At 50.0% G+C, this 25260-nt stretch carries 21 protein-coding genes; 16 read left to right on the forward strand and 5 right to left on the reverse strand.

Annotated features, from left to right (window positions below; all coding sequences use genetic code 11):
* Window positions 1-2 precede the first annotated feature (2 nt).
* Entirely contained in the window at window positions 3-1319 is a 1317-nt protein-coding gene (gene rstB, locus BSPA111_RS13110) for a two-component system sensor histidine kinase RstB (RefSeq protein WP_183271606.1), read from the forward strand.
* Window positions 1320-1417: 98 nt separating this feature from the next.
* Window positions 1418-2347 (forward strand): DNA replication terminus site-binding protein, encoded by a 930-nt coding sequence (gene tus / locus BSPA111_RS13115; protein ID WP_183271607.1) that lies wholly within the window; start codon window positions 1418-1420, stop codon window positions 2345-2347.
* Window positions 2348-2365: 18 nt separating this feature from the next.
* Here the strand turns inward: tus and fumC are convergent, their stop codons facing one another.
* Together fumC and fumA are read right to left on the reverse strand one after the other, a co-directional pair.
* The gene (gene fumC / locus BSPA111_RS13120; protein WP_183271608.1) at window positions 2366-3763 is read right to left on the reverse strand and encodes a class II fumarate hydratase; all 1398 of its coding nucleotides are present in this window, start codon (window positions 3761-3763) and stop codon (window positions 2366-2368) included.
* A gap of 57 nt (window positions 3764-3820) precedes the next feature.
* Window positions 3821-5467, reverse strand: coding sequence for a class I fumarate hydratase FumA (gene fumA / locus BSPA111_RS13125; RefSeq protein WP_183271609.1), 1647 nt, complete (start codon window positions 5465-5467; stop codon window positions 3821-3823).
* Between the two features lie 160 nt (window positions 5468-5627).
* Between fumA and manA the strand changes: the two genes are divergently transcribed.
* From manA to fos, 3 genes are all read left to right on the forward strand, one after another.
* Window positions 5628-6800 carry a mannose-6-phosphate isomerase gene (gene manA / locus BSPA111_RS13130; RefSeq protein ID WP_183271610.1) on the forward strand — a complete coding sequence of 391 codons (1173 nt, stop codon included), beginning with the start codon at window positions 5628-5630 and terminating at the stop codon, window positions 6798-6800.
* A gap of 259 nt (window positions 6801-7059) precedes the next feature.
* A complete protein-coding gene (locus tag BSPA111_RS13135; protein WP_183271971.1) occupies window positions 7060-8607 on the forward strand; it encodes a YdgA family protein in 1548 nt (515 codons plus the stop codon).
* Between the two features lie 97 nt (window positions 8608-8704).
* A complete protein-coding gene (fos, locus tag BSPA111_RS13140) occupies window positions 8705-9103 on the forward strand; it encodes a fosfomycin resistance glutathione transferase (protein ID WP_183271611.1) in 399 nt (132 codons plus the stop codon).
* A gap of 10 nt (window positions 9104-9113) precedes the next feature.
* On the opposite strand, the gene BSPA111_RS13145 is transcribed toward fos, so the two are convergent.
* Window positions 9114-10148 carry a Mal regulon transcriptional regulator MalI gene (locus BSPA111_RS13145; RefSeq protein ID WP_183271612.1) on the reverse strand — a complete coding sequence of 345 codons (1035 nt, stop codon included), beginning with the start codon at window positions 10146-10148 and terminating at the stop codon, window positions 9114-9116.
* 184 nt (window positions 10149-10332) lie between these two features.
* Between BSPA111_RS13145 and malX the strand changes: the two genes are divergently transcribed.
* The 5 genes from malX (at window position 10333) to add (ending at window position 16844) form a co-directional block, all read left to right on the forward strand.
* Window positions 10333-11919 carry a maltose/glucose-specific PTS transporter subunit IIBC gene (gene malX / locus BSPA111_RS13150; RefSeq protein WP_183271613.1) on the forward strand — a complete coding sequence of 529 codons (1587 nt, stop codon included), beginning with the start codon at window positions 10333-10335 and terminating at the stop codon, window positions 11917-11919.
* Window positions 11920-11960: 41 nt separating this feature from the next.
* Window positions 11961-13133, forward strand: coding sequence for a MalY/PatB family protein (locus BSPA111_RS13155; protein WP_183271614.1), 1173 nt, complete (start codon window positions 11961-11963; stop codon window positions 13131-13133).
* Between the two features lie 210 nt (window positions 13134-13343).
* Window positions 13344-14867 carry a cyclic diguanylate phosphodiesterase gene (locus tag BSPA111_RS13160; protein ID WP_183271615.1) on the forward strand — a complete coding sequence of 508 codons (1524 nt, stop codon included), beginning with the start codon at window positions 13344-13346 and terminating at the stop codon, window positions 14865-14867.
* 132 nt (window positions 14868-14999) lie between these two features.
* Window positions 15000-15530, forward strand: coding sequence for a phospholipase D family protein (locus BSPA111_RS13165; protein WP_183271616.1), 531 nt, complete (start codon window positions 15000-15002; stop codon window positions 15528-15530).
* 312 nt (window positions 15531-15842) lie between these two features.
* Window positions 15843-16844, forward strand: a complete 1002-nt coding sequence (add, locus tag BSPA111_RS13170; RefSeq protein ID WP_183271617.1) for an adenosine deaminase — start codon at window positions 15843-15845, stop codon at window positions 16842-16844.
* A 28-nt stretch (window positions 16845-16872) separates the two neighbouring features.
* On the opposite strand, the gene BSPA111_RS13175 is transcribed toward add, so the two are convergent.
* Window positions 16873-17871, reverse strand: a complete 999-nt coding sequence (locus BSPA111_RS13175) for a bile acid:sodium symporter family protein (protein ID WP_183271618.1) — start codon at window positions 17869-17871, stop codon at window positions 16873-16875.
* Between the two features lie 71 nt (window positions 17872-17942).
* Window positions 17943-18653, reverse strand: coding sequence for a YnfC family lipoprotein (locus tag BSPA111_RS13180; protein WP_255459275.1), 711 nt, complete (start codon window positions 18651-18653; stop codon window positions 17943-17945).
* 305 nt (window positions 18654-18958) lie between these two features.
* Between BSPA111_RS13180 and BSPA111_RS13185 the strand changes: the two genes are divergently transcribed.
* The 6 genes from BSPA111_RS13185 to dmsD all read left to right on the forward strand — a co-directional run bounded on the left by BSPA111_RS13185 (window position 18959) and on the right by dmsD (window position 25204).
* Entirely contained in the window at window positions 18959-19261 is a 303-nt protein-coding gene (locus tag BSPA111_RS13185) for a DUF1161 domain-containing protein (RefSeq protein WP_183271620.1), read from the forward strand.
* A 211-nt stretch (window positions 19262-19472) separates the two neighbouring features.
* Window positions 19473-20360, forward strand: coding sequence for a hypothetical protein (locus BSPA111_RS13190; RefSeq protein ID WP_183271621.1), 888 nt, complete (start codon window positions 19473-19475; stop codon window positions 20358-20360).
* 245 nt (window positions 20361-20605) lie between these two features.
* Window positions 20606-23044 (forward strand): selenate/tellurate reductase subunit YnfE, encoded by a 2439-nt coding sequence (ynfE, locus tag BSPA111_RS13195; protein ID WP_183271622.1) that lies wholly within the window; start codon window positions 20606-20608, stop codon window positions 23042-23044.
* A 10-nt stretch (window positions 23045-23054) separates the two neighbouring features.
* Window positions 23055-23672 (forward strand): DMSO/selenate family reductase complex B subunit, encoded by a 618-nt coding sequence (locus BSPA111_RS13200; protein ID WP_183271623.1) that lies wholly within the window; start codon window positions 23055-23057, stop codon window positions 23670-23672.
* 1 nt (window position 23673) lies between these two features.
* Window positions 23674-24531 (forward strand): dimethyl sulfoxide reductase anchor subunit family protein, encoded by an 858-nt coding sequence (locus tag BSPA111_RS13205; RefSeq protein ID WP_183271624.1) that lies wholly within the window; start codon window positions 23674-23676, stop codon window positions 24529-24531.
* 46 nt (window positions 24532-24577) lie between these two features.
* Window positions 24578-25204, forward strand: coding sequence for a Tat proofreading chaperone DmsD (dmsD, locus tag BSPA111_RS13210; RefSeq protein WP_183271972.1), 627 nt, complete (start codon window positions 24578-24580; stop codon window positions 25202-25204).
* Window positions 25205-25260 lie beyond the last annotated feature (56 nt).

Below are 25260 nucleotides of genomic sequence, written 5' to 3' on the forward strand. Positions count from 1 at the left end.
CGTTGAAAAAGTTATTTATTCAGTTCTATCTTTTGCTGTTCGTCTGCTTCCTGGTGATGACCATGCTGGTTGGCCTGGTATACAAATTCACCGCTGAGCGTGCTGGCCGCCAGTCGCTGGATGATTTGATGAAGAGCTCGCTGTATTTGATGCGCAGCGAGTTGCGTGAAATCCCGCCTCGCGACTGGAACCGCACTATCAAAGATCTCGACCTTAACCTGTCCTTTAAACTCCATATCGAGCCAATGGACAAGTTCAAACTTGATGAGATAACAATGCGTCATCTGCGAGAAGGCGAAATTGTCGCCCTCGACGACGAATACACCTTTATTCAGCGTATCCCCCGCAGCCATTATGTTCTTGCCGTCGGCCCGATTCCCTATCTCTTTTTCTTGCATCAAATGCGCTTGCTGGATGTGGCACTGATGGCATTTATTGCGATCTCGCTCGCCTTCCCGGTTTTTATTTGGATGCGGCCCCATTGGCAGGACATGCTGAAACTGGAAACAGCGGCGCAAAGATTAGGTAAAGGGCATCTTGATGAGCGTATCCATTTCGACAGCGCTTCAAGTTTTGAGCGTTTAGGTGTCGCATTCAACCAGATGGCAGACAGCATCAACGCACAAATTGCCAGTAAGAAGATGCTGATTGACGGAATTGCGCATGAACTGCGAACACCACTGGTGCGCCTGCGTTATCGCCTTGAGATGAGCGACAACCTGACGGATGCGGAATCATTGGCGCTAAACCGTGATATTGGCCAACTGGAAGCCTTGATTGAAGAGCTGCTGACTTACGCGCGCCTCGACCGCCCGCAAACGGAGTTGCAACTGGCAAGTGTGGATGTTCCACGCTGGCTTGATGAGCACATTGCTGATGTCAGAATCATTCATCCTCAGCTCGATATTCAACTGGATATTCCATCAGCAGGTGATTTTGGTTTAATCGATCTGCGCCTGATGGAGCGTGTCACCGATAATCTGGTCAATAACGCGCTGCGTTACAGTAATGAGAAATTGCGAATCAGTCTGTGGCTCGACAACAGAACCGCAATTTTACAAGTTGAGGACGATGGTCCAGGTATTCCAGCAGAAGAACGCGAACGGGTATTTGAACCGTTTGTTCGCCTTGACCCCAGCCGCGACCGCGCCACGGGTGGATGCGGTCTAGGACTTGCGATCGTTCATTCTGTCGCAACGGCGATGGAAGGTTCGGTGGGCGTAGACAGCGGTGCACTGGGCGGCGCCCGCTTCCGCTTTAGCTGGCCAATCAAAACGGAATCCCCTTTAGCGTTAGCCTCCGTAACGCCGCGCCGCTAAAAATCATGTTTCCCTGCCAGGCCATCGAAACGACGATGGTCAGGTTCATCTCCCTGTGTTATAAATCCATAAGTATGTTGTAACTAATGAGTGGCAAAATGGCAAAATATGATTTGATTGAACGCCTGAACAGCACCTTCCGCGAGCTTGAGCACGACTTACATCAACTTCGTGAGCAACTCGATAGTTACAGATTGTTGGTGGGACGTGTGTTCCCCTTACCCACCGTGGATAAAGGGAAGGAACATGATGCCGTCACGAAAATAGAAGTGACTCAATTACTGGGGCACGTGGCACATCAGTCTACCCTTTCCCATTTTACGCGCTTGTTCATCCAGCAACAGTCGGAGAAAATCAGCAGCAAAGCCGCTGTACGCTTGCCTGGCGCCGTTTGTTATCAGGTCGATGAGAGAGAACGCGAACAAACACTGGCACTGATTGAACGCATCAATCAGCGTAAACAGGCGTTTGAAAACATTGTCAGTGTGGAATCCGGTTTACCCAGCGTGCAGCGTTTTGAATGGGTACACCGCCAACTTCCGGGGCTTATCACGCTCAACGCTTACCGGACTATCACCCTGCTGGACAATCCCAGCACGCTCAATTTTGGCTGGGCGAATAAGCAAATAATTAAGAACTATTCCAGACGCGACGTTATCGAGATACTTGAAAAAAGTCTAAACGCTAATCGCGCTGTGCCCCCGTATACCCGTGAGCAATGGGCTGAACAAATTACCCGAGAACTCAATGACATCAGTCGTTTATCGGATAATACGCGCCTGAAAATCAAGCGCCCCGTCAAGGTGCAACCTGTGGCCCGAGCCTGGTATCAGGAACGCAAAAAACAGGTTCAGCATGCCTGCCCTTCGCCTCTGGTCGTCCTGTGTAATCCTGACAACGGTGAAATGCCGCCGGATATTGGCGAGTTGCTCAATTATGATGCGGATAATATCCGCCATCGCTACAAACCAGATGCGCAACCGTTGCGGTTGGTGATCCCGCGCCTGCATCTTTACTGCGAAGAATAGATACAGGCGCGATGAAGCTTACTGTTTCATACTGCCGACCATCTCTTCCGGGCGTACCCAGGCATCAAATTCGTCCTCAGTCAGATAACCCAGCTTTAACGCAGATGCCTTCAGTGTCAGCCCTTCTTTATGGGCTTTCTTGGCAATCTCTGCGGCTTTGTCGTAACCAATATGGGTATTGAGTGCGGTCACCAGCATCAGCGATTCATTCAGCAACTGTGTGATTCGGTCCCGGTTAGGTTCGATACCCACCGCACAATGTTCGTTGAAACTTTCCATGCCATCAGCTAACAAACGCACCGATTGCAGGAAGTTATGAATCACCATCGGGCGATATACGTTGAGCTCAAAGTTACCCGAAGCGCCGCCCATATTGACCGCCACGTCGTTACCCATCACCTGGCAACACAACATAGTCATCGCTTCACACTGCGTCGGGTTGACTTTGCCTGGCATAATTGAACTACCGGGTTCGTTTTCAGGAATGGCGATTTCGCCAATTCCGCAGCGCGGCCCTGAGGATAACCAACGGACATCGTTGGCAATTTTCATCAACGATGCCGCTAACCCTTTTAATGCTCCATGGCAATGAACCAGCGCATCACAAGTTGCCAGTGCTTCAAATTTATTCGGTGCAGTAATGAACGGTTGGCGAGTAATCTCAGCCAGCTCTTTTGCGACGCGTACCGCGTATTCAGGATGGGTATTCAGTCCAGTTCCCACCGCCGTGCCGCCTAATGCCAGCTCCGCAACGTGCGGCAAGCTGTTTTCGACATGTTTGAGATTATGTTCAAGCATGGCCACCCAGCCGGAAATCTCCTGGCCAAGGGTTAGCGGTGTCGCATCCTGCAAGTGCGTACGACCAATTTTAACGATGTCGCGGAAAGCGTCGGCCTTGTCTTGCAACGTCGCTTTCAACACGTTTAATTGTGGGATGAGCTGTTCACGCACCGCGATCAGCGCCGCAACGTGCATGGCTGTCGGGAATACGTCATTTGAGCTTTGGCTCTTATTCACGTCGTCATTGGGATGAACGTTGCGCTCCATTCCGCGCACACCGCCAAGAATTTCACTTGCCCGGTTTGCCAGTACTTCATTCATATTCATGTTGCTCTGGGTACCAGAGCCTGTTTGCCAGATGGCGAGCGGGAACTCGTCGGGATGCTTACCGTCCAGCACTTCGTCAGCCGCCTCGATAATGGCTTTACCTCGGGTGTTGTCCAACAAGCCGAGATCCATATTCACCTTCGCGGCAGCGCGCTTGGTTAATGCCAACGCCTGGATCAGTGCCGTGGGCATTTTTTCAGTGGAAATGCGGAAGTGCTCAAGTGAGCGCTGAGTTTGTGCGCCCCACAGTTTATCTGCCGGGACGTCAATTGGGCCCATTGAGTCTGATTCACTACGAACGGCTACCATTTCATTCTCCTTAGATTTTGAGCAAAAAAAACCGCCCTTATGGGCGGCTTATAATGTTTACTTCACGCATCGCGTACATTGAGAGGCGTGTATTTTCTGGAAGAAGTCATTGCCCTTGTCATCGACCAGAATAAAGGCTGGGAAGTCTTCGACTTCGATTTTCCAGATAGCTTCCATCCCCAGTTCCGCGTACTCGACACAGGTCAGGCTCTTGATGCTTTGTTGCGCCAGAACCGCAGCTGGACCGCCGATACTACCCAGATAGAAACCACCGTGTTTATGGCAAGCATCCGTCACCTGTTGGCTACGGTTACCTTTTGCCAGCATCACCATGCTGCCGCCATTGGCTTGCAGCAGATCGACATACGAGTCCATACGTCCTGCGGTTGTCGGCCCCAACGAGCCCGATGCATAACCGTCTGGCGTTTTGGCCGGGCCTGCGTAATACACAGGATGATCCTTGATGTATTGCGGTAAACCTTCACCGTTATCGATACGTTCTTTGAGTTTAGCGTGGGCGATGTCACGTGCCACAATAATCGTGCCACTTAAAGAAAGGCGGGTGGAAACCGGGTACTGCGATAACTGTTTTAAGATCTCACTCATTGGGCGATTCAGGTCGACTTTTATCGCCTCACCTTCCCCCGCCTGACGCAGTTCCTGCGGAATAAATTTGCCAGGATTATGCTCGAGTTTCTCAATCCAGATACCGTCACGATTGATCTTCGCTTTAATGTTGCGGTCAGCGGAACAAGAGACGCCCATACCTACCGGGCATGACGCCCCGTGGCGCGGCAAACGCACAACGCGAATATCGTGGGCGAAATATTTACCACCAAACTGCGCACCCAGCCCCAGATTCTGCGCTTCTTTGAGCAGTTCTTCTTCAAGCTGAACATCGCGGAAGGCCTGGCCGTGTTCATTACCTTCCGTTGGCAGCCCATCGTAATATTTGGTGGATGCCAGTTTGACCGTTTTCAGCGTGGCTTCGGCTGAAGTTCCACCAATCACAAACGCCACATGGTACGGCGGACAGGCAGCAGTACCGAGGCTACGCATTTTATCAACAAGGTAATCTTTCAGGCGGCCAGGACTCAGTAGCGCCTTCGTTTCCTGATACAGATAGGTTTTGTTCGCTGAGCCGCCGCCTTTGGCAACGCAGAGGAATTTATATTCGTCACCGTCAACGGTGTACAGGTCGATTTGCGCTGGCAGGTTGGTGCCAGTGTTGACCTCTTTGTACATGTCCAGCGCGGCGTTTTGCGAATAGCGCAGGTTATCTTCAATAAAGGTGTTGTAGACGCCGCGAGACAGCGCTTCTTCATCACCGCCACCGGTCCAGACACGTTGGCCTTTTTTGCCCATGATGATCGCCGTGCCGGTATCCTGGCAGGTCGGCAAAATGCCTTTCGCAGCGATTTCGGAGTTACGCAGGAATTGGAGCGCGACGTACTTATCGTTTTCAGAGGCTTCAGGATCATTCAGGATATCGGCCACTTGCTGTTGGTGAGCGGGGCGCAACATAAACGAGGCATCATGGAATGCGTGTTGGGTCAGTAACGTGAGGGCTTTGGGGTCAACTTTCAGGACTTCCTGCCCTTCGAACTCTGACACTGAAACATAATCACTGCTTAGCAAGTAGTATTCTGTTTCGTCTTTTTTTAACGGGAACGGCTCTTGATAATGAAAGGCTTTATTCGACATTGTTCTCTCACTTACGACATTTATTTTTAACTCGCCAATATGCTACACAATTATTTAACAAAAACTGAGACTAGTACGACTTTTTACTCCCCTGGTTACTTCATCTCAGATAATTGGTTTAATAGCCGGAACTTTAGCTAGATTACAACAGGGCTTGATAATGCAAAAACTCATCAACTCAGTGCAAAACTATGCATGGGGAAGTAAAACTGCGTTAACGGAACTTTATGGCGTGCAAAATCCAGAAAACGTGCCGATGGCAGAACTCTGGATGGGCGCACATCCGAAAAGCAGCTCAAAAATTCTTGAAAATGGTCAACCGCGTTCACTACGTGATGTCATTGATGCTAACAAGCCCACGCTATTAGGTAAGGCCGTGGCAGAGCGTTTTGGTGAGTTGCCGTTTCTCTTCAAAGTGTTGTGTGCCGATCAACCCCTTTCCATTCAGGTTCACCCGAACAAAAAAGCCTCTGAAATAGGTTTTGCCAAAGAGAACGCGGCAGGTATCCCTTTAGATGCGGCCGAGCGTAACTACAAAGATCCAAACCACAAACCCGAGCTCGTGTTCGCATTAACACCGTTCCTCGCCATGAATGCATTCCGCGAATTTGCCGATATTGTTTCGCTGCTGCAGCCTGTCTCAGGCGCGCATCCGGCCATCGCGCATTTCTTGCAAGAGCCTAATGCTGAACGTTTGTCACAGCTTTTCGCCAGTTTGCTGAACATGAAAGGTGATGAGAAGTCACGCGCGTTGGGCGTATTAAAAGCCGCGCTAAATAACCAACAGGGCGAGCCGTGGGAAACCATTCGTGTCATTTCTGAGTTCTACCCGGATGACAGCGGCTTGTTCTCGCCACTGCTGTTAAACGTGGTGAAATTGCAGCCAGGTGAAGCGATGTTCCTGTTCGCCGAAACGCCGCACGCTTACCTGAAAGGTGTCGCGCTGGAAGTCATGGCAAACTCCGATAACGTGCTGCGTGCGGGTCTGACGCCAAAATACATCGACATTCCTGAGCTGGTCGCAAACGTGAAGTTTGAACCTAAACCGGCAGATCAATTGCTGACACAACCCGTGAAACGGGCGAGCGAGCTAGACTTCCCTATTCCGGTTGATGATTTCGCCTTCTCTTTGCACGATCTCAGCGCTCAACAAACCCCGCTCGCCCAAACCAGTGCGGCTATCGTGTTTTGTACCGAAGGCGAAGCGGTATTGAGTAAAGACCAACAGCAACTGGTGCTCAAACCGGGTGAATCTGCCTTTATCTCCGCAGAAGAATCACCGGTTTCTCTCAGCGGCGTTGGCCGTGTAGCGCGCGTCTACTCCAAAATCTGAGTTGTAAGCAACTTACTGATTTTTTATGGATAGATTGCTAAGCTCTTTAGGATATACCCAAAATAATTCGAGTTGCAGGAAGGCGGCAAGAGAATGAGTCCCGATGAGCTTACTCAAGTAAGTGATTCGGGCGATTGAACGTAGCCAACGCACATGCAGCTCGAAGAATGAAGGGTAAACGTTTCTTAAATGCCTGCTGGCATTTCAATCGTCTGCCGGAGGACTACCGGCAGGCGCACTTAATATGGACGACGACAGAATGAAAAAATCACTGGTTGCTGTAGGTGTCATTGTGGCTTTGGGTGTGGTGTGGACGGGCACAGCCTGGTACACCGGTAAACAGCTTGAAGGCCGCATGGCGGAGATGGTGGGTAATGCTGACGCCGTATTGAAAAAAGCCTCGCCTGAAGCAGGTTTAACGCTAAGCTACCAGGACTATCATCGTGGTCTGTTCCATAGCTCAATGCAACTGGTTATCAAACCCACTGCGGGAATGACCAGTGCGATTCTCAAGCCTGATCAAAGCATCGTTTTCAATGAAATCATCGATCATGGCCCGTTCCCCTTCGCACAGCTGAAAAAATTCAATCTGCTGCCGTCCATGGCATCCGTTCATACCACGCTTGTGAACAATCCGACGACTAAACCTTTGTTTGATATTACTAAAGGTCTGTCGTTTATCGATGCGCAAACGCGTATCGGCTATAACGGTGATACCTCTTCAGATATCGATTTGCTGCCACTGGACTACGTTAAAGGCGAAGAGAAAGTCGCTTTCAGCGGTGGTCAGTTCAATGCGGATGTCGATGGCAAGGGCGACAAGATTTCCATCCGCGGTGAAGCACAAAGCGGCCTGGTGAATACCAGCAATGAGTATGGCCAGCACGTGCAGATGACCTTTAACGGCATCAAAACCGAAGGCGATAGCAGCCGTAGCGAATTTATCGAGCGTATTGGTAGCCAAAAAGCGTCTATCGAAAAACTCGCTATTTCCGTTGAAGGCAAAGAAATGGCCGTTGTGGAAGGCTTAAGTATCAATGCCAAATCCGAATTGCAGGAAGATAAAAAGCATCTTTCCGGCCAAATCGATTACACCCTGAACTCACTAAAAGTGCAGAACCAGGATATTGGCAGCGGCAAATTAACGTTAAAAATCGGTAACCTCGATGGCGCAGCGGTTCAGGAGTTCAGCAGTAAGTACAATGCTGAGTCGCAAAAACTGCTGGCAGACCCCGCAACCGCGCAGAATCCAGAAGCTTATCAGCAGCAAATTGTCGAACTGTTTGCCGCTAACCTGCCTCTGCTGTTGAAAGGGGATCCGGTGATCACCGTGGCACCGTTAAGCTGGAAGAATGCAAAAGGTGAAAGTAGCTTTAATCTTTCGCTGTTCCTGAAAGACCCTGCCCTGACGACGACCGAGCCAACCACGCCGGAAGAGCAACTGAACCGTGTCGTGAAATCGCTGGATAGCAAGCTGGTTATCCCAGTGGATATGGCAACTGCGTTTATGACTCAGGTAGCCCAGCTTGAAGGCTACCAGCCAGCCGAAGCCGCTAAACTTGCTGAACAGCAAATTAAAGGCCTGGCTGCAATGGGGCAAATGTTCCGTGTGACCACAATGGAAGACAACAAAGTGGTCTCCAGCCTGCAATACGCGAATGGCCAGGTAACGCTGAACGGACAGAAAATGCCGCTAAGTGATTTACTGGGTATGTTCGGCATGCCAGGTATCGACGATCAATCCGCTCCAGCGCCAGAACTGGAAGCTCCTGCAACTCCTGCTGCGCCAGCAGTACCGCAGCAGTAATACTGACTTTTTGTCTCTGTAAAAGCCTCCTTCGGGAGGCTTTTTTTAAATTAATGTGTCCTCATTCGTAAACACAAATTTCTGGAGATGGATATTGATGTTGACCGGCCTTAATCATTTGACACTCGCAGTAAGCAACGTGGCCCGCAGTTTCGATTTTTATGTACATCAGCTTGGCTTCACTCCACGCGCAAAATGGGCAAAAGGCGCTTACTTGTCTCTGGGCGACCTTTGGTTGTGTTTATCGCTTGATACGGTAGATGACAAAAGTGATTACACCCATTACGCCTTTACCATTTCAGAGCAGTACATCGTCAGTTTCAGGGAAAAACTGCGTGCTGCGAGGATCGAGGAGTGGAAGGACAACACGAGTGAAGGTGCATCACTTTACTTTCTTGATCCAGATGGCCACCGGTTAGAAGTTCACAGCGGAGGCCTTGAAACCAGACTTCAGGCCTGCAAAGAAAAGCCCTATGAAGGAATGATCTTTTACTAACCCAGCATCGCTAACTTTTCCGTACCACCAGTCTCGCGGGCATTATCTGGCTGCGAACTTCTTCGTTGTCGTTTTGTACGCGTTTCAGGATCCGTTGCCCGGCGCTGCGGCCAATTTCACGTGCAGGCGTCGACACCCAGGTTAACGGTAAATCATCCAGCTCATCGTCCATCACCTCGGCGAATGCGGCCAATGCGACGTGTTGGTCGTAATAACTGTCGATGCTTCCTTCACCGCTTTGCCGTCCGGCTCGCAGTAAACCAAACCACGCGCCCATCGCTACGGTGCTGTTATGACAAAGTACAGCGGTGATGGTCGGGTTATGTTGTAAAAGCGTAGTTATTGCATCGGCCGCCTTCTTCTGGCTGGGTTCGCATTCGATTATCCATTCACTGTGGAAAGGCAAACCGTATTTCAGCAAGGTTGCGCAGTAGCCGCCGACACGCTCGGCACGGGTTAATGAAGAACCGTCACCGCCCAACCAGGCAATACGCTGATGGCCGCGCTTGATCAGGTGCTCCGTCACTAGCTGCGAGGCTTGCATGTTGTCTGGCCTGATAATATCGGCATCGTCGAGATAACTGGCTCGCGAAACAAAGACAAGAGGGAGATTTTTTTGTTCCGCAACAGTACGCATATCCGCGCCCTGTCCTGCCGCGCCGGCCACAATCACGCCGTCCACGCCCTGTGAAACCAGTGTCTCAAAGCAGCGCTGCATATGCTGGCCCTGAGCGCCGCTTTGTGTCAGAAAGAGCAATTTCCCCTGTTTTTCCAGCTCATCAGTCAGGCCCGCAGTCAGTTCTGCATAGAAAGGATTGCACAGATCGCGCACGATCAAGCCAATAACGCCACTCTGACCGCCACGCAAGGAGACGGCTTGCCGGTTACGCACGAACCCCAGCTTTTCTATGGCTTCGTTCACACGCAATCCCGTCGCCGGTGAAATGCGCCCTTTGCCACTGAGTACCAGAGAAACCGTGGTAACAGATACCCCGGCCGCTTCAGCAACCTCATTTATGGTGATTTTCTTTTCCTGAGTCGTCATTAGAAAGACGAATCCTCCATGAAACTAAATGTGGGGGTAAAACGTTTTATCTTAATGCGTATATTAGGCCCTGTACCGAGATTTGGATCTGTGAGCTAACGCGCAATAAAGCTTGGTAAAACGTTTTATCATCCGCTTCGTTTTGTTCCCCTACCCATTTATCAACCAAGGTCAAGGAGTCGTTATGGCGGCTAATACACCACAAAAAATTACGCTTTGGGAGTTTTTTCAAAACCTTGGCAAAACCTTTATGTTGCCCGTGGCGCTGCTGTCGTTCTGCGGCATTATGCTGGGTATCGGCAGTTCGCTGAGCAGCCATGATGTGGTGACGCTGTTACCGGCATTAGGGAATCCCGTTTTACAGCTCATATTCGTCTGGATGAGCAAAGTTGGATCGTTTGCATTTAGCTTCCTGCCAATTATGTTCTGTATCGCCATTCCTTTAGGGCTGGCTCGCGAGAACAAAGGTGTCGCTGCGTTTGCTGGTTTTGTTGGTTACGCAGTCATGAACCTGGCAGTGAACTTCTGGCTGACCGCAAAAGGCATTCTCCCGACGACTGACGCCGCTATTCTGAAGGCGAACAACATCCAGAATATCCTCGGTATTCAGTCCATCGATACCGGTATTTTGGGCGCGGTGATTGTCGGGGTGATTGTTTTCCTGCTGCATGAACGTTTCCACAATGTCCGCCTGCCAGATGCACTGGCGTTCTTTGGCGGTACTCGTTTTGTGCCTATCATCACTACTCTGGTGATGGGTCTGGTTGGTCTGGTGATTCCGTTGATTTGGCCGGTATTTGCTGCGGGTATCAACGCACTGGGCAATATGATCAACAGTGCTGGCGTATTTGGTCCGATGATCTTCGGGACTGGCGAGCGTTTATTATTGCCGTTTGGTTTGCACCACATTCTGGTGGCTCTGATCCGCTTTACTGAAGCTGGCGGTACGATGGATGTTTGCGGGCACAGCGTGAGCGGTGCGTTAACTATCTTCCAGGCACAATTGAGCTGCCCGACTTCTCACGGTTTTGCGGAGAGTGCGACTCGCTTCCTGTCTCAGGGTAAAATGCCAGCGTTCCTTGGCGGCTTACCGGGTGCTGCATTGGCCATGTACCACTGTGCTCGCCCTGAAAATCGTCACAAAATTAAAGGCCTGCTGATTTCCGGCGTTATTGCTTGCGTCATCGGCGGTACAACAGAACCTCTGGAATTCCTGTTCCTGTTTGTGGCTCCGGTTCTGTATCTCATCCATGCTCTGCTGACTGGCCTTGGCTTTACTGTGATGGCCGTGTTGGGCGTTACTATCGGTAATACTGACGGTAACATCATCGATTTCGTGGTATTTGGTATTCTGCACGGTCTGGCCACCAAGTGGTATCTGGTGCCGGTTGTTGCTGCGATTTGGTTCACTGTTTACTACGTGATCTTCCGTTTCGCGATTACCCGTTTCAATATCAAAACCCCAGGTCGTGATGTCGAAAGCGCGGTAGAAAAAGCAGTTGTGGGTCAGGTGGGGAAATCCGGTTACAACGTGCCTGCAATCCTTGCAGCGCTGGGCGGTAAAGACAATATTGTCTCACTGGATAACTGCATCACCCGTCTGCGTTTATCAGTGAAAGATATGTCGTTGGTGGACAGTGCCGCACTGAAAAACCTGCGTGCCATTGGCGTGGTGCAGCTTAACCAACATAATCTGCAAGTGGTGATTGGGCCGCAGGTCCAGTCGGTAAAAGATGAAATGGCGCATCTGATGCAAACTGCTCAGGCGTAAATCACAGTGGGCGCTCCGGCGCCCACTTGTTGTGAGGTGATATGTTCGATTTTTCCACCCCCGTTGACCGACATGGAACCTGGTGTACCCAGTGGGATTATGTCGCAGACCGTTTCGGCGCCGCCGATCTCCTGCCCTTCACCATCTCTGATATGGATTTCCCGACCGCTCCGGTCATTCTTGATGCATTACAAAAGCGCTTATCTCACGGTGTTTTAGGTTACAGCCGTTGGAAGAATGACGAGTTTCTTGGTGCGATTGCGCATTGGTATCAGACGCGTTTTAACAGCGTGATTGATAAAGAGTCGGTGGTTTACGGCCCGTCCGTTATCTATATGGTTTCACAGCTGATTCGCCAGTGGTCAGTCCCAGGTGATGCGGTACTTATCCATACTCCAGCTTATGATGCGTTTTACAAAGCGATTGAAGGGAATCAACGCCAGGTCTTTAGCGCGCCGTTGCATAAAACGGATAGCGGCTGGATGTGCGATATGGCTGCACTGGAATCGCACCTGGCTAAACCTGAATGTAAAATCATGCTGCTGTGCAGCCCGCAAAACCCGACCGGGAAGGTCTGGACGCGCGAGGAACTGGAAACCATGGCAACGTTGTGCGAGCGGCACGGCGTCAGAGTTATCAGTGATGAAATACATATGGATATGATCTGGGAAGGCCACGTTCATACGCCGTGGTGCGAGGTGGGCAAAGGCCAATGGGCGCTGTTCACTTCCGGCTCCAAGAGTTTCAATATCCCGGCATTAACCGGCGCATATGGCCTGATAAACGACGCCAATGAACGCCAGCAGTATCTGAATGTGCTCAAAGGCCAGGATGGGCTGTCATCGCCGGCAATCCTTGCAGTGGTTGCCCATATTGCTGCTTATCAGGAAGGAGCGGCATGGCTGGACGAACTGCGCACTTACCTGCAAGGCAATCTTCATTATGTGGCAGACACGTTGAACCGTGAATTTGCACAACTCAACTGGCAACCACCGCAATCAACCTATCTGGCGTGGATTGATTTACGTCCGCTGGGAATTGATGACAACGCGCTGCAAAAAGCGCTGATTGAGCAGCAAAAAGTCGCCATCATGCCGGGATATACGTACGGTGAGGAAGGAAAAGGCTTTGTGCGCCTGAATGCCGGTTGCCCACGCGTTAAACTCGAAGAAGGCGTGAAGCGATTAATTAGGGCAATAAAGTCGCTGCAGTAAGTATTCAGGGGAGGAAACTCCCCTTTTTAATACCTTATTGTTAAGGCGCAGCCAACGCATAAGCAATTTGAAGAATGACGGATATATCAATGGATTTGCCAAAGGGGGCTGTTTTATTTATCGCTTTGTACCATGCTAGTTATACCCGTCTGTTTTGCGGAAGAATATTCACGTTTGGCATGCAATTAATTCTTCTCCTCAGAGAGCATTATGCAAAAATCAGTCATTCCGCTCATCACCGCGGTATTATTTTTCCTTACAGGCACTTTCATTCTAAACCTGCAACTCTGGTTTTCTGCTGGTTTCGCAAACACCGCTGGAGCAGTGAGAGCCGCTAAAAGTATTGACGGGATCCTTGAAGAAGCGCGGGTTGCCACCGGGGAAGGAATGGCTATCGCTGAAGCCGAATGTACATCAGAGGCGCAATACCGGCTCGGGACTGAGGCTGCGTTAGAGCCCCATCTCAGAACCATTCTGATTATTAAGCATGACAAAATATGGTGTTCCTCTCTCCCCGGAAATCGCCTGTTGCTGGCTAACATAGCCGAACTCCCTGACACTATGCTCGCGCTTGTTCAGGCAAGATACAGCCTGAATGGTTTGCCTGTACTGCTTTACCAGACGTCTATACAAGAAGGAAAAATTATTGTGACCATCAGTGACTCTCACATTCGGGATGCACTGAACACCTCACTTAAAAATACCCATTTCATGTTAGTCGTTCATGGCCGGGCAATTGGCCTTACTGGTGCGGTTAAGGATCATTCCAGCAGCGATGAAAAATACGGTTTTGTGCAGTCAAACAATTACCCGTTCAGGGTCGTCTATAACCATCCTGCATTTTTCAGCCTACAACGGCTGTTTGACCAGGGGGCTGGGATGCTGCTGTTTATTCTGCTGATCTCATGCGCCGTGGCATATTCCTTACATAAATACTTCAACAAATACACCACTCCAGAAGACACATTACGCAGTGCCATCGATAACGGCGAGATTGTGCCTTTTTATCAACCCATCGTGAATGGCAGAACAGGAACGCTTCGGGGGGTGGAAGTTCTGGCTCGGTGGAAACACCCGACAGCCGGTTTTATTTCACCAGCGTCCTTCATACCGATTGCCGAAAAATCAGGTCTGATTGTGCAGTTAACTCAGTCCCTGATGGCACAGGTCATTGCCAATATGAATGCCATTACCAGTAAATTACCTGAGGGTTTTCACCTCGGGATCAATTTTAGCGCCACGCATATTAATTCCCCTGCTTTCCTCGATGACTGCATGCAATACCGTGACAGTTTCCAATGCAAGGATTTGACGCACGTGATTGAGGTGACTGAACGGGAACCTTTAAACGTCGACGAGCAACTCATTACTAAACTCAATATCCTGCATGACAGTGGTTTTGCCATCGCACTGGATGATTTTGGTACAGGCTATTCGGGGCTTTCTTACCTCAATGATTTACAAATTGATTATATTAAAATCGACCAGAGTTTCGTGGGTAGAGTGAATGAAAATGCGGAGTCCACCATACTGCTTGATTGTGTTATTGACCTGGCGAGCAGGCTGTCATTAAGCATTGTGGCGGAGGGCGTTGAGACATTGGCGCAGGTGGAATACCTGAACCGGCACAACATCACATTTCTTCAGGGATACTATTTCTACAAACCTGTCAGCTTTACGGAGCTGGTAAAAATACTGTTGTCCAGGCCCAGAGAAAAGGTTGTCATTGAATGAACCTGTGCCTTTTAAGGTGAGTGTTACAGCCTCTTACTAATCCTGGTATTTCCAATACATTCTTTGTCAGACATAAAGTACGCGAACAACGTTAAACTTATTCACCCCAACCCAGTCAATCTGGATTTTTGAATGCCAGCGCTTAAAAAATTTCACCTCCTGACAATAGCCTCAGCTCTCTTGCTGCCATTAACCGCATTTTCGTCCCCTGACGTACAGGTCGGTTTCTCGCCTGAAGGTTCCGCACGTGCATTGGTGCTGAAGACAATTAATCAGGCACACACTTCGATAGAAATGATTGGCTATTCTTTCCAGGCTCCAGATATCGCACAGGCACTCGTAAATGCACACTCTCGCGGCGTTAACGTGCGTGTTGTGGTGGATGAAAGACGCAATCGGGTTAAAGCCAGCATGAATACGATGCAGTATGCCGCGTCCCACGGGGTTGAACTACGAATTGACGGGCATTACCACATACAGCACGACAAGACGATTATCGTTGACGATCGCACTGTCGAAACGGGTTCGTTTAACTTCGCCCCCTCCGCCGAGACTGAAAACTCAGAAAATGTCGTCGTGATAAACGATATGCCAGACGTGACTCGGCAGTATATTGCACACTGGCAGTCGCGCTGGGACTTGGGCAAACCCTATGCGGTTTAAGTGTTAAATCACGGATAAAAAAAGACCAGCAATCGGAAAGCTGGTCAATCATATGCAGGCGCAGATTATCTTGCTACGAGCTGAACGCTCATTGAATTGTTATGTCGAGAGCATTATCAAATGCGCTTTGAGTATAGAGCAAGGAAAAAAATACGGGGCAAGGATGGAACGGAATTCGATGTGTATGCCGATCATCACACCTGGATGAATTGCCGCTTTCTGCTTTTATTTTCAGGTAATTATCTTTGTTTCTAATAGCTTACAACACCGTGCTATAATGTACCGCACTTTAATCAATAAAAGAGTGCGACCATGATTGATACCTCCATCCCATTAACCGATTTGCACCGCCATCTTGATGGTAATATTCGTGCACAAACGATCCTCGATCTAGGCCGCCAGTTTAACCTGTCACTCCCGGCTGATTCTCTTGAAGCCCTTCGTCCTCATGTACAAGTCGTGGAAACCGCGCCTGATTTGGTTAGTTTCCTGCAAAAACTCGACTGGGGCGTGAAAGTCCTGGCCTCTCTGGATGCCTGTCGCCGTGTGGCATGGGAAAATATTGAAGATGCCGCGCGTAACGGCCTGCATTATGTGGAGCTGCGCTTCTCGCCAGGATATATGGCGATGACGCATAACTTGCCGGTCGCCGGTGTGGTAGAAGCGGTGATTGAAGGCGTGCGTCAAGGTTGCCGCGATTTTGGTGTTGAAGCACGTCTGATCGGCATTCTGAGCCGTACGTTTGGTGAGGCCGCATGTGAAGCTGAGTTGGATGCCCTGCTGACTCATCGCGACCACATTACCGCGCTTGACCTTGCAGGTGATGAACTGGGTTTCCCGGGCAGCTTATTCTTGAACCACTTTAGCCGCGCACGCGATGCCGGCTGGCATATCACCGTCCACGCGGGCGAAGCAGCTGGTCCGGAAAGTATCTGGCAGGCGATTCGTGAACTGGGTGCAGAGCGTATCGGTCACGGTGTGAAAGCTGTTGAAGATCCGGCACTGATGGATTTCCTGGCTGAACACGGTATCGGTATCGAATCCTGCCTGACATCAAATATTCAAACCAGCACCGTGGCATCTTTGGATAAGCATCCATTGATTACCTTCCTGAATAAAGGTGTGCTGGCGACCATTAATACCGATGATCCGGCAGTCCAGGGAATCGATATTATTCATGAATATACTGTTGCGGCCCCGCAAGCGGGTCTGAGCGCGGCACACATCCGTACCGCGCAAGAGAATGGTTTGAAAATTGCCTTCCTGAGTGAAGCGGAAAAGCAGGCGCTGATCGCTAAAGTTCGCGCCGCGTAAACATTCCATCCTTCGTCAAACGCTTGAGTCAGGAGACTGACTCAAGCGCTCTCTTTTCCTTCGCCGTTTTGCGTGCATAACGCTGCGCAAGCACCGCACAGACCATCAATTGCACCTGATGGAATATCATCAATGGCAAAACCATCATGCCCACGGCACTGGCCGGGAACAGCACGTTTGCCATCGGCACACCGTTCGCGAGGCTTTTTTTGGAGCCACAGAACACAATGGTAATTTCGTCCGCCGTGTTGAACCCTATAAACCGCGCAACCCAAGTATTGACTACCAGAACTATCGCCAGCAACACAATTGAGCAGCCCAAAATGGCTAACAACGCGGTGCCATTAACCTGCTGCCAAATGCCTTCCACTACCGCTTCGCTAAAGGCCACATACACCACCAGCAAAATAGATGACCTGTCGGTCATGCTGATCAGTTTTTTATGTTTATCGACCCAACGACCAATCAGTGGGCGCGACAAATGCCCCACCACAAACGGCACCATCAATTGCAGGATGATTTTGCCAATGGCATGCAGTGTGTCGGTGGTGCCTTCCTGCGTATTCATTAATGCACCGACTAAAACCGGCGATAGGAAAATCCCCAGAATACTGGATGCCGAAGCGCTACACACCGCCGCCGCAACGTTTCCCCCTGCGACCGACGTGAAGGCAATTGCCGACTGTACAGTCGCGGGCAACGCACAGAGGTACAGGAAGCCCATGTACAGCGGTTGATTCAGGATACCAGGCGAAAGAAAGCCCATCGCCAGCCCCAACAGAGGGAAAAGCGCGAAGGTACTGAGGAAAACCACAAGATGGAGTTTCCAGTGCCCCATGCCTGCCACAATCGCATCCCGGGAAAGTTTTGCCCCGTGCATGAAAAACAGCAGCGCAATCGCGGCCGTAGTCAGGTATTCAAATGCAGTTTTAACCGCACCTTCGCAGGGGAAAAGCGAAGCAATGACCACGACAGCGATCATAATCAGTAAAAAAGTATCGATTTTCAGACGCTGCAACCACTTCATCCGACTTCCTTCTACATTTGCCAATATTTTTGACGTTGAATCAAACCAGCCGAACTCGCGAACGTTCGGTCTCAATAGTAATTGATGTCATTCTTGATGATGTACGTTTCAACTTTGGACGGCTTAGCATTGAGATCGGTAATGTTCAGCACACATTCCAGTGGATTAAAATGGCCGTCGTAATCGCAGGTTTGTTTAACCTGCGCAATAGATTTACCGTTGAGCATACTTTCAGAAGTGAAATCGAGTTTTTTCTTGAGGTCACTACCTGTTTTCGCGGTGATAGTCAGGGTTTCATCATTCGATTGCGTCGTTTTGCCTAACGGGAAACCGTCCGCATCGTAGCGATAAACTATCGATGTCTCTTTACCGTGTGCTGCGACCACAAAGCCTTTATCGTCGGTTTCATAAGTGAGGACCGCCTGGGGTAACTCCGCCAGTTGGCATTTACCCTGCAGTTTCACGCGTCTTTCATGGGTAATGGCATCGATATAATAGTTAGCATTCAGCACAAGCGTAGCGCCGGTGTTGCTTTCCAGATCATGAAATTCAAGTTCGTTAAAACACCCTTCTTCCGACACCAGACCCACGACGCGTTTTATCACTTCGCCCTTCTGATTGATGAGCGTTTGGGTGAAATCTTTGACTGGCCCACGTAATGGATCAAAGTCGAACTCATTTGAAAAGCTGGCCATTTCTGGCGTATAGGAGAGCGTATTATTCTGATTATCACACCCGGCAACAGAGGCTACCAACGCACTAAGGATAATGATTTTCTTCACGTAAATCCGGCTCCGACTTGAAATGTAACGTACATGATATACCCAAAATAATTCAAGTTGCTTAAAGGCGGCAAACCCGTGACAAATCTGTCTGGAACAGATTTGAACAGCGCTTGCGCTGGCCCGTAGGGTGAGCCTCATGGATGAGGCTCATCAATCCCCAGGAGCTTACTTAAGTAAGTGACTGGGGTGAGCGGGTGTAGCCAACGCATAAGCAGCTTGAAGTATGAAGGGTATAAGCAAATACAACACTTTACACTACAACTACTATGCTTATACAACGCCCCTAAGATAAGGAAGAGATGATGAAACGCTCAATTTGGCTGGGTGTATGTCTGTTAATCGCGACCACTCCGGTACTCGCCGCGCAGACGTCATGCGATACAGTCAAGGCCGACATTCAGCAAAAGATTATTAAAAATGGTGTCCCGGAAACGGGGTTTACTTTGACGATAGTGCCAAACGATCAGGCCTCTCAACCTGATGCACAAGTTGTTGGCCACTGCGCTAATGATACTCAGAAAATTCTCTATACGCGTACCAGCAGCGGAAACTATCCCGCTAGCGGCGGAAATACTCAGGACGGTACACCGACTGAACCACAGTAATCATGCCATCGGGGCGTTTTCGCCCCATCACACCTAACATAACTAACTGTATAATAAAAAGATTAATCAATAGCAAATCACAAACTGACCCAGTGTGTTTTAGATATGACTTGTGGTGATTTATTTTTAAACATAATAGTTCGTGTGGTTTAGCCCTGTTTTGCGGTATTTCCATTTTTTTTGTTAAACGCAAAACGTTAGGAAACTGCAAATGGCTTTAATTTCTTGCAAGGAATGCCAAAAAGAAGTGTCGAGGTCCGCAAAAGCATGTCCACATTGTGGTATCAGCAAACCGGCTGCCACCAAAGAGAAAACGGTTAAAGGCTTTTTGGGTTTGGTGACTCTCATTTTGGGCGGGTTGATTTGGTTTGGCTCGGTAAATGCCCAAGGAAATGCCCAGGAAAATGTTCAGCAAAATGAAAATGTTAACGAACCCACAGCGTCGAAAGAAATCGTAAGTTACACCGCCATTCAATTGTCGAAAGCATATGAAGAAAACGAAGTGGCTACCGATGAGGCACTGAAAGGCAAGCGGGTCAATGTCACAGGCCAGGTGGAATCAATAGACAAAGATTATTCCGGCACGATATTTATCCATCTCAGCACGTTAAATGAGTCTATGCCCGCCAGAATGGATATTGCGGAGAGGCAAAAAGCCGTGGCAACGTCGCTTCGTAACGGCGACAAAATTAGTATCACATGCGAAAAAATGTCGCGATTGGTTGGAGAACCTTATGGCAGTGATTGCGTCTTTAACCCACCCGCTGATACGCAACCTGTTACTGCAACCATGTCCCCTCAGTCTGCTGAAAATAAAACGTTTAACTGTGACGAGACAGACCCTGGCTGCCTGGTGGCAAAAGTCATCCTGAGCGCCTGGCCTGAATGCTTGAGAGGCATTGAAAAGGAAGCAGGAGAAAACTTTAAATGGGGTAACGGGGGAAACGTTTCTGGTTATGATCAAATAACCAATATTGGGACTGTTGATGGCAACAACATTAGCGTTACTGATGAAAATGGGGTCACTTCTCAGTTAAGTTATACATGTAAAATAGATATATCAACCAAACGCGTACTATCTGTAAACATCAATAAGTAGCGCAATAAACTGCAGTGTTAATAAGGGGCTTTCGCCCCGTTTTACCTCACCCCCACCTCCAGCAAGTTTCATGCAACTCTCCGCCCTAACTTTGATGCGTGTTAACAACACCTACTCCTAAATAGGTAAAAATCATTTTCGGTCGATAATATTCGCTTGTTAAGCAATATTTCGCTTTGCCGTCATGAATACAAAACAACCACAACAACAAAGACATCCTGAGATAACACGTCATGGAGTGAGTTATGTCGAACCAATCTTGCCCTAATGGAATAACCCGTCGAAACCTGATGAAGACCAGCGCCATTGGCGGGCTGGCCCTCGCGGTGGGGGGAATATCCCTGCCATTTGGCTTGCGAGCCGCAGCCACGGCGGTGGGAGATGCTGTTTCCCCTGCTGAAGATAAAGTCGTTTGGGGAGCCTGTTCAGTAAACTGCGGTAGCCGCTGCGCCCTGCGTTTACACGTGCGCGATAATGAAGTCACCTGGGTTGAAACGGATAACACCGGTAACGATGTCTATGGTGATCACCAGGTACGCGCCTGCCTGCGTGGCCGTTCAATTCGCCGACGTATTAACCATCCTGAGCGCCTGAACTACCCAATGAAGCGCGTCGGTAAACGTGGTGAAGGGAAATTTGAGCGAATCTCATGGGATGAAGCGCTGGATACCATCACTAACAGCCTGAAAAACACAGTAGAAAAATACGGTAACGAAGCGGTCTACATTAACTACACTTCGGGGATTGTTGGCGGCAACATCACGCGTTCCTCACCCAGCGCATCGTTGATTACTCGCCTGATGAACAGCTACGGCGGCTTCCTCGGCCAATACGGCACCTACAGTACCGCGCAAATTGCCTGCGCCATGCCGTACACCTACGGCACCAACGATGGAAACAGCACCTCCGATATCGAGAACAGTAAGCTGGTCGTCTTGTTCGGTAATAATCCTGCCGAAACCCGCATGAGCGGAGGCGGCATCACCTATTATCTGGAACAGGCGCGTGAACGATCCAATGCGCGAATGATTGTTATCGACCCTCGCTACACCGATACCGCAGCCGGACGTGAAGATGAGTGGCTCCCTATTCGTCCAGGTACAGATGCCGCATTAGTTGCCGGTATCGCCCACGTATTGATTACCCAAAACCTCGTCGATCAACCCTTCCTCGATAAATACTGTGTCGGATACGATGAGAAAACGCTGCCGGAGGGCGCCCCTGCCAACGGTCACTATAAAGCCTGGATCCTCGGTCAGGGCGATGACGGCGTTGAAAAATCCCCGCGTTGGGCATCAGCAATTACCGGTATTCCAGTTGATAAAATCATCAAACTTGCCTACGAAATTGGCAGCACCAAACCGGCGTATATCGCGCAAGGTTGGGGACCACAACGCCAGGCAAACGGCGAACTGACTGCCCGCGCCATCGCTATGTTGCCGATTTTAACCGGAAACGTGGGAATTAGCGGAGGTAACAGCGGTGCGCGTGAATCCACTTACACCATCACCATTGAGCGTATGCCGGTATTAGTCAACCCGGTGAAAACGCAAATCTCCTGCTTTAGTTGGACTGACGCGATTACACGCGGCCCGGAAATGACCGCCAAACGCGATGGCGTGCGAGGGAAAGATAAGCTCGACGTGCCCATTAAGTTCATTTGGAACTACGCCGGTAACACCATTATCAACCAGCATTCTGACATCAACAAAACGCACGATACGCTGCAAGACGATAGCAAGTGCGAGATGATTGTGGTCATCGAGAACTTCATGACCTCTTCGGCAAAATACGCCGATATCCTGCTGCCGGACTTAATGACCGTCGAACAAGAAGACATCATTCCTAACGACTACGCCGGCAATATGGGTTACCTGATTTTTATCCAACCCGCCACGGAACCGAAATTTGAGCGCAAGCCAATTTACTGGATCACCAGCGAAGTGGCTCGTCGTTTAGGGCCGGATATTCATCAGAAATTTACCGAAGGACGCACTCAGGAGCAGTGGCTACAGTTTTTGTACGCGAAGATGCTGGAAAAAGATCCTCAATTACCGTCGTATGAAGAACTGCGCGCAATGGGGATTTATAAACGTAAAGACCCGAACGGTCATTTTGTCGCGTACAAAGCGTTCCGCACCGACCCAGACGCCAATCCATTAAAAACGCCTTCCGGTAAAATCGAAATCTACTCCAGCAAACTTGCAGACATCGCCGCCAGTTGGGAGTTAGAAAAAGACGAAACCATCAGTCCACTGCCTATTTACGCCTCCACCTTCGACGGCTGGGATGCACCAGAGCGCAGCTCGTATCCGCTTCAACTGTTCGGCTTCCATTACAAAGCCCGTACCCACTCGAGCTACGGCAATATTGATGTGCTGAAAGCCGCCTGCCGCCAGGAAGTGTGGATTAACCCAATTGATGCCCAGGCTCGTGGTATCGCCAACGGCGATATGGTGCGGGTGTTTAATGGTCGCGGTGAGTTGCGTATTCCGGCAAAAGTCACGCCGCGCATCATGCCTGGAGTGACAGCGATGGGCCAGGGTGCCTGGCACGAAGCCAACATGGCCGGTGACCGTATCGACCACGGCTCATGCATCAACACGTTGACCACTCAGCGCCCTTCCCCTTTAGCGAAAGGGAATCCGCAACATACTAATCTGGTCGAAATCCAAAAGGCATAGGGAATAGCTGATGACAACCCAATATGGTTTTTATATTGATTCCAGTCGTTGCACCGGCTGCAAAACTTGCGAGCTGGCCTGTAAGGACTACAAAAATTTATCCCCCGACGTCAGCTTCCGTCGCATTTATGAATATGCAGGTGGCGACTGGCAGGAAGACAACGGCGTCTGGCAGCAAAATGTCTTTGCCTATTACTTATCCATTGCCTGCAACCATTGCGAAGATCCCGCCTGTACCAAGGTCTGCCCTAGTGGTGCGATGCACAAACGCGAAGACGGTTTTGTGGTGGTGAATGAGGACGTTTGTATTGGCTGCCGCTACTGCCATATGGCCTGCCCGTACGGTGCGCCGCAATACAATGCTGAAAAAGGCCACATGACCAAATGCGATGGCTGTTACACGCGCATTGCTGAAGGCAAGAAGCCAATTTGTGTTGAATCCTGCCCGTTACGTGCACTGGATATGGCACCGATTGACGAACTGCGTAAAAAATATGGTGTGCAAGCCGCTATTGCTCCGCTGCCGTCGGCGCACTTCACCAAGCCAAATATTGTGATTAAACCCAATGCCAACAGCCGCCCTTGTGGGGATAAAACCGGCTATCTGGCGAATCCAGAGGAGGTTTGAGATGGGAAGCGGATGGCATGAATGGCCGTTGGTGTTGTTTACTGTACTGGGCCAGTGCGTCGTTGGAGCGGTAATCGTGATGGGACTGGCATGGAATGCCGCCAGTAATAACAGCGAATTACAGCAACGGGTCGTTCGATCCATGTTCTTTGTCTGGCTGATCATGGGCATTGCATTTATCGCCTCGGTGATGCATCTGGGTTCACCCCTGCGAGCGTTCAACTCGCTTAATCGCGTCGGGCAATCGGCATTGAGCAATGAAATTGCCAGTGGCTCGGTGTTCTTTGCAGTTGGCGGTTTATGGTGGTTGCTTGCAGTACTGAAAAAAATGCCGGTTGCGATTGGCAAGGTGTGGCTGGCTGCAACCATGGTGCTGGGGCTGGTGTTCGTCTGGGCAATGACCCGCGTCTACCAGATTGATACCGTGCCAACCTGGCACAATAGTTACACGACGTGGAGTTTCTTTTTGACGGTTCTTCTGGGCGGCCCGCTACTGGGAACACTGCTGCTCCAGACGGTACGATATTCATTCCACGGCAGTAAACTCGCGACGCTTAGCGCTTTAGCTCTGTTTGCGGCAATGGCCATCATCGTATTGCAAGGCAGCGAACTGGCGGATATTCAGAACTCAGTACAGCACGCCAGCGCGTTAGTACCTGATTATGCCTCGTTGCAGGTGTGGCGTATTGCACTGATAGCGCTCGGATTGGGCTGCTGGATTTGCCCAATGGTACGACGCACCCCGCCCAAAACAGCCGGATTATTGTTGGGATTAATATTGGTCATTGTCGGTGAATGTATTGGTCGTGGAATTTTTTACGGCCTGCATATGACCGTCGGCATGGCGGTAACAGGTTAATTGATACAAAATGCGCGGGGTAACTCGCGCAACAAGGAAGAGAATGATGTCTAACACTACGCAAAGACTGGCGACTATCGCCCTGACAGGAAAAGTACTGGGCGCGCTGTATTATCAAGCCCCCACCAGTCAGGATGTCGCCGCACTTTACGCCACACTTGAAGACCCTGAATGGGCAAAACAATGGCCGGTTCAGCACGCCGAGTTGGATGCCATCGCGACACGCATGGCTGAGGGCTTTAACTATTCGCAAGAATCATTGAGCGAAGCCTGGCAACGTCTGTTTATCGGCCCTTACGCATTACCGGCTTCGCCATGGGGCTCTGTTTATCTCGATAAAGAGAATGTGCTGTTTGGTGACTCGATGCTTGAGCTGCGCCAGTGGATGCGCGAAAACGACATCGCCAATGAGCAAGAAAGTAACGAGCCTGATGATCATATCGGGATTTTGTTGATGCTGGCTGCATGGCTCGCAGAAGAAGGCATGATGCAAAAAGTAGATGAACTGCTCGCCTGGCATATTCTGCCGTGGAGCGGACGTTTTCTGGAGCTGTTTATCGCAAATGCCGAACATCCGTTTTATCAGGCATTGGGCGAATTAACCCGTATTACGCTTGCCGACTGGAGCAAAGAGTTATTGATTCCCGTCGCGCAAAAAGAGATTTATTTCTGATAACCGGCTTCAATCCCGCTCGTCACTGGGCGGGAACGTTAAGAGCTGCGATGATT

Source organism: Buttiauxella sp. A111, assembly GCF_014189855.1.
In the GTDB taxonomy this organism is placed as follows: Bacteria; Pseudomonadota; Gammaproteobacteria; order Enterobacterales; family Enterobacteriaceae; genus Buttiauxella; species Buttiauxella selenatireducens.